The organism is Flavobacterium sp., assembly GCF_028712645.1.
Taxonomy (GTDB): Bacteria; Bacteroidota; Bacteroidia; order Flavobacteriales; family Flavobacteriaceae; genus Flavobacterium.
In genome coordinates, this window is the sequence record NZ_JAQTPQ010000222.1 from 1 (window position 1) to 5,943 (window position 5,943).

The window sequence follows — 5,943 nt, forward strand, 5'->3', positions numbered from 1 at the left end:
CGAATAAAATTGTTAAAAAAAAGGATTGTTTACTCATAAAAATATTTTAATTGGACACATAGTGTTGTTAGTTATTGTCACGAAATAATTTAAAAAATATATTAAACTTGTTGAACAGGATAGTTAATTATGGGGCCAAATGTTTTACGGAGCAATAATTCTGTAAAGCCTTCTTTGACAAAATCTTTTAATTCTCCTACTAATTTGAAACCAAATTCATAATAGAGTTTGATAGCTCCTTCATTAAAAGAGGAAACACAGATAAAGATATTGGGCGAAATTTTTAAAATTCGTTCTTCACAAAATGCAAGAAGTTTTTTTCCAAATCCTTTACCTCTATAATTTTCGCCTACACAAATGGTTTGGATATATCCTTTGAATGTTCCGCCGATTTGGAGGATTACAAAACCTGCTATTTCGTTTTCATCTTGTAAGACATATATTTCTTTTGATGAACCTTCAAAGGCTTTTAGACACTGATCAAAATTCATTTCCAATCGTATCCACGGATTTGTTTTTACCATCATTTGGGCACAAATGGAAAAATGCTCTGAGTTTGTTGTTAGATTGATTACAATTTTTTCTTTTGATACCATTAGGCTTTCTTTTTAATTATTATTAAAAACAGAATCGTTAATAATGCGTTTATAAAGATATTTAAAAAACCAAAATCAAATTGAAAGGCAGCCATTAAATAGTTGTTGAGCAAGTAAGTAGCAATTGCAGCAGCAACACAAGCTACAGGAACCCATTTTTCTTTTAATTGAATTTTAGAAAACATCCCCGTCATATATAACCCCAAAAGAGGACCATAAGTATATCCTGCAATTGTAAAAATGGTGTTGATTATTGCTCCTTGGCTTTGCCAAAATAACATTACTATAAGAAACATCACAATATTTACGCCTATTAACACATAGTTTTTGATTCTCTTTTTGGTATTATGAGGTTGATTTTCAATATCCATAAAGTCGTAACTAAAAGATGTCGTCAAAGCAGCAATACAAGAATCGACACTTGCAAAAGTGGAGGCAATTACGCCAATTAAAAAAGCAATTGCGCCTATCTTACCCAAATAATGTAGCGTTAGATTAGGAAAAATGCCATCGGTATTTATAAATTGACCATTGCTTGCAATAAGTTCAATTCCGTTTCTTTCGGCATAGATATAAATCAATACTCCTAAACCCAAAAATAGGGTTTGAGCAAAAGCTATAAAGAAACTAAAGGTTAATACATTTTTTTGTGCATCTTTTACCTTCTTAACCGTAAGGGTTTTTTGCATCATACTCTGATCAAGTCCCACCAAGGCAACGGTAATCAATAATCCAGAAATAAATTGTTTGAAAAAATTAGAGCCAGAATGAATGTCCCAGTCAAAAACTTTGGCATATTTATGTTGGGTAATAGTGCTTGTCATTTCTGAAACAGATAAACCCAAAGAATTTTTTATAGTAATTATCGTGATGATAATAACTGTAATAAGAAAAAAGGATTGTAATGCATCTGTCCAAACAATTGTTTTTACTCCAGATTTATTGGTGTATAACCAGATAATAACTAAAACTACTATTATTGTTATGTAATAGGGAATATGTAGTGCATCAAAGAAAGCATATTGTAATATTTTAATAGACAAAAGCAGTCTAAGTGCAGCTCCAAAAGATTGGGACACTAAAAAAAATGTGGAACCAGTTTTATAGGTAATAGTACCAAATCGCATATTCAAATAAGAATATATTGAAACCAGTTTAAGCCTGTAATAAATAGGAATTAAAACAAATGCAATAAATAGATAGCCTACTATTGTCCCGAGAATAAACTGAAAATAATAGAGATTGTTGTTGCCAACATTTCCAGGAATTGATACTAGAGATACTGCAGAAATACCAGAACCAATCATTCCAAAAGCGACCAAAAACCAAGGAGATTCCTTATCGCCATCAAAAAAAGTATTCTCATGAACATTTCGAGAAGTGAAATGAGAAATTATCATTAAAATTGAAAAATAGGAAAGGACGATAAAAAATAACAGTATTGGACTCATTTTTTTATAAAATTTAAAATTTTGGAACTATTCAGCTTGTAACATAGCGCTTACTAAAAAAATACTTCCAAAATATATATTATACATTATTTTGATTTGCTTTTTATCGTTTCGGTTAATTTATCCAAGACTTTTACAAGTTATGGAAGTAGTAATTCCAAATTTATTAATCAATTATTTTATCAATTTTCACTGGAAGAAACATAATAATTTTCCGGGGGCAACATAAATTACCCCCGAAAAAAAACTAAATATTAAATTGATGGATCAGCTGGTGTGTTTGTATTATTATTTCTTTCTGAAGCTGCATACGGATAAAAATTTCTATTTCTTTCATCTGAATAATGTGCTGCTCCAGCAGTAGGTTGTGGTCGTCCAAATCTTCTGCTGTCTTCTAAACAACTACCTGAAAGGAATAATTCAGCACGTCTGTTTTTGTACACCTCTAACAAAACGCTACTCACATCCATTGTTCCAGAATAAGGAGCCACATTAGCATTTACTCCAAGTGGATCATTAGTATCAGTCAAAACCTCGTTTAAGGCAGCAACTGAGGCTGGGATATTAGGAGTTGTTTTGCGTAAATTTGCTTCAGCCAAAATAAGTTTTGCTTCATCTGGAATGTAAATTGGCATAGGAGAATTTTGAGTAAGATTAAAACCTTTTAATGTTTCAACTGCATAACCACTTAGGCTAGTAGCATTTTCGGGAGTCATATAAAAACTCAATCTTCCGTCATTAGCGGCAAATGTAAAGATGCTTGTTGGCAATCCAAAATTGTCCTGAGGTTTAAAAAAGTTGGCACCAGTAGCGTGATTGGCTAAACCTCTTTCCCAAATTGGGTTTACGTTCAGGGCATCATAAGTAAATACTGAAGTTGAAGTTGCTGACACCAAATTAGCATTTGTTATTGCAGCATCATAATTTCCAGCATAGAGATTGAATCGAGCCAACATAAGGTTAATTGTGTTGGTTAGATCAATATCTCCACCCAAAACAGAGTCAGTAAAGTCACTAGAAGCAGGTGTGGTTGCAAGAATTGTTTTTGCTTCGTCTAACAATCTAACTGCCTCTAAAAGTCCTTGTTGTTTAGGAACAAAGGCAGCATCATTATTTAGAGAAGTTTTTATTACAACTTGCTCAAAGTTAATTGATAAATTACCAATACTCATAGCTCTGAATAAATTAGCGTAGGCTTTAAGTCCGCTTTTTGTTCCAGGATCCAATGTAGCATTATCTGCTGCATCATATAGGCTTTCTGTCATTCCCATTACCCTAGTTAGGGATACCCATAATCCTGCGATGTCAGAATTTATATTTGGAATATCGCCACCATCTTCTAATTCAGTTATGGTTAAATAATCAGAAGTACTTGCTATTTCTCTAGCAGTTGCAGCAGGAGTTTCAATTATATAATGCATTCCTGATGTAGAATATACTTGTCTTACTCCAACCGATAGAGCAAAAAGTCCATTTCTGCTGGTAAGAATACTTGCGTCAGTTGTCGCATTCGGATTCTTAAAGTCATTAGTACATGATGTTATTAACAATGCTGTTGAGAACATCAAAAAGGTTATTTTTTGAAAATGTTTATTGAATTTTTTCATTTTTTTTAAATTAAGTTTTTTAAAAAGTTGCGTTAATACCTATTTGATAGGTTTTAGGGATTGGCACTGCAGCAAAATCGAATCCTCTTGTTCCATTACTTTGTCCAGTTGTATTAACTTCTGGGTCGAAACCAGTATAATGATCCCATGAAATTAAATTCCTTCCAACAAGACTAAGTTTGATACTTTGGAATCCTATGCTTTTACCGTTGATTGAGTAACTCAAAGCAACCTCTCTTAATTTTACAAAAGAACCATCTTCAGCAAGGTTTTCAAAAATTCCATATTCTGCTTTTCCAGTTCCTTTTGGAACGAGACCCAATAATTCTTGGCCTTGTTTAGTACCACCTCCAAAAGCAGGATTATTTAATATACGTCTATCCCAGTTGAATACATCATATCCTTGTACGGCATCTAGTTGAAATCTAAAAGAGAAATCTTTGTATTTAAACTCATTAATTAAAGAACCAAACCATTTTGGATTTGGATCTCCAAGAACTTTAGCAGTAGTTCCATCTGGATTAACTCCTTTATAAGGCAATCCATCAGCGTTCAAAGCTATTTGTCCATTGGCATCTCTTGCAAAAAATGATCTATAGAAAACACCCAAAGGTTGTCCTTCGATAACATAATTTGTAGCAAAACTATCTCCAAATGAAATTTTTCCACCAGGTACATTTGTTACAATATTTCTGTTTCTAGCGTATGTTGAAGTGATTTCCCATGAAAAATCTTTGGTTTTAATAGGTGTAGCTCTAAGCAAAACTTCAACCCCTTCATTCTGTAAGTTTCCAACGTTTTCATAACGAGAAGAAAAACCTGTAGAAGAAGCCAATCCTCTTTTAAGAATTAAATCAGATACATTTTGTTTGTAATAAGTGAATTCAAAACCAATTCTGTTCTTTAAAAATCCTGCATCAAAACCTAATTCAGTTTCTACTTGTCTTTCAGGTTTTATATTTTCATTTCCTAATAAAGTAGAAGGAAGAACTCCAGTTGAACCATTTATAGCAACTGGTACATAATTAAGAGCTCTATCATAAGCCCCAATTGCTGTTAAGTTACCTGCTTGTCCCCATGCAGCTCTAAGTTTAAGAGAATTAAAGGTATCCCCAAAGGTTTTCCCCCAAAATTCTTCATTAGATATTACATAAGAACCACTAACTTTTGCATACAATTGATTGCGTTCAGTAGGTCCAAAAACAGATGCTCCGTCAGTACGTATTGCACCTGTCAAAAACAATTTGTTTTTATATCCAAAAGTTTGTTGAAGGAATTCACCCCACATAGCAACTTCACTTCTTGAATCAGATGACGAAGCAATAGTTCCACCAGAAGCTACTTCAATTCCAGGAGCAAGTCCCCTAGAAGATAAGCTTATTTGTTGCACTTTTTCATATTGTCTGTTGGCTCCAGCTACAGTTGTTGACTCAATATTTTCATTGATGTCAAATTTATAATTTAAAGTCAAATCTGTATTATATTGAAAGTTGTTCACATCAGAGCGAGACGCATAACCTGTAGGTTCTGAAGCAGTTCCTACTGGATTAAAGCCTGTTCCTGATTGGTTATAATAATCAAATCCAGTCACGAAATTAGCAGTAAAACCTTTAAAAGGATTTGCTATAATTCCAACGTTTGTCATTGCTCTGTTTACTGTTTGTCCGTATTTAAGGGCAGAAACTGCCTCATAAGGGTTTGGAGAAGAACCAGTTACTTGTGGTATAACTCCAAACTCGTCTGGCAAAGGATTATGAGTATTATCCCAAAAAAGGAAATTAGTAAGAGCACCTCCATCACTAGTTATTCCTCCTTGAGGAACATCTTTGCTTTGACTTCGAACGTAAGTTAACCCAAGATTAAATTTAAGCCAAGAATTAACTCTTTGATCAATATTAGAACTAAAAGAGAATTTTTTGAAATCAGTATTTTTTATAATTCCTTCATTATCTAGGAGGGAAACTGAAGCATAATATTTTGTATTTTCAGATCCACCAGAAACAGAAAGAAAATCTTCTTTTCCGTAACCAGTTTGAAAAAGTGCATCCTGTACGTCATATCTTTGAGCAGGTTTTGTTGCCAAATTATGGATGTCATTAGGATCTACCCATGCCAATGGAACTTGATTATACTCCATTTTTTTTCTAAGTTGATTTACCTTGAAATTTGAAGTAAAGGAAAAAACTGGTTTTCCAGTTTTACCTCTTTTGGTAAATATCTGCACAACACCGTTGCTTGCCCTTGATCCATAAATAGCGGCGGCGGCAGCACCTTTAAGAATTTCAATAT

General features: G+C 33.2%; 4 protein-coding genes. All 4 read right to left on the reverse strand.

The genetic code is table 11. The annotated features are described in order from the left end of the window. Window positions 1–101: 101 nt before the first annotated feature. Window positions 102–596 (reverse strand): N-acetyltransferase, encoded by a 495-nt coding sequence (locus tag PHC28_RS14595; protein ID WP_300102200.1) that lies wholly within the window; start codon window positions 594–596, stop codon window positions 102–104. After that, window positions 596–2,047, reverse strand: coding sequence for a sodium:solute symporter (locus PHC28_RS14600; protein ID WP_300102203.1), 1,452 nt, complete (start codon window positions 2,045–2,047; stop codon window positions 596–598). Before PHC28_RS14600 ends, PHC28_RS14595 begins: the two co-directional genes overlap by 1 nt. A gap of 254 nt (window positions 2,048–2,301) precedes the next feature. Then, window positions 2,302–3,654 carry a hypothetical protein gene (locus PHC28_RS14605; RefSeq protein ID WP_300102206.1) on the reverse strand — a complete coding sequence of 451 codons (1,353 nt, stop codon included), beginning with the start codon at window positions 3,652–3,654 and terminating at the stop codon, window positions 2,302–2,304. 19 nt (window positions 3,655–3,673) lie between these two features. Beyond that, a partial coding sequence (locus tag PHC28_RS14610; protein ID WP_300102209.1) for a SusC/RagA family TonB-linked outer membrane protein occupies window positions 3,674–5,943 on the reverse strand: 2,270 nt, incomplete at its 5' end.

What these genes read in the sequence shown, in the direction of transcription:
- PHC28_RS14600 (WP_300102203.1), bottom strand. Translation starts at nt 2,047, where the DNA reads ATGAGTCCAATACTGTTATTTTTTATCGTCCTTTCCTATTTTTCAATT.
- PHC28_RS14605 (WP_300102206.1), bottom strand. Translation starts at nt 3,654, where the DNA reads ATGAAAAAATTCAATAAACATTTTCAAAAAATAACCTTTTTGATGTTC.
- PHC28_RS14595 (WP_300102200.1), bottom strand. Translation starts at nt 596, where the DNA reads ATGGTATCAAAAGAAAAAATTGTAATCAATCTAACAACAAACTCAGAG.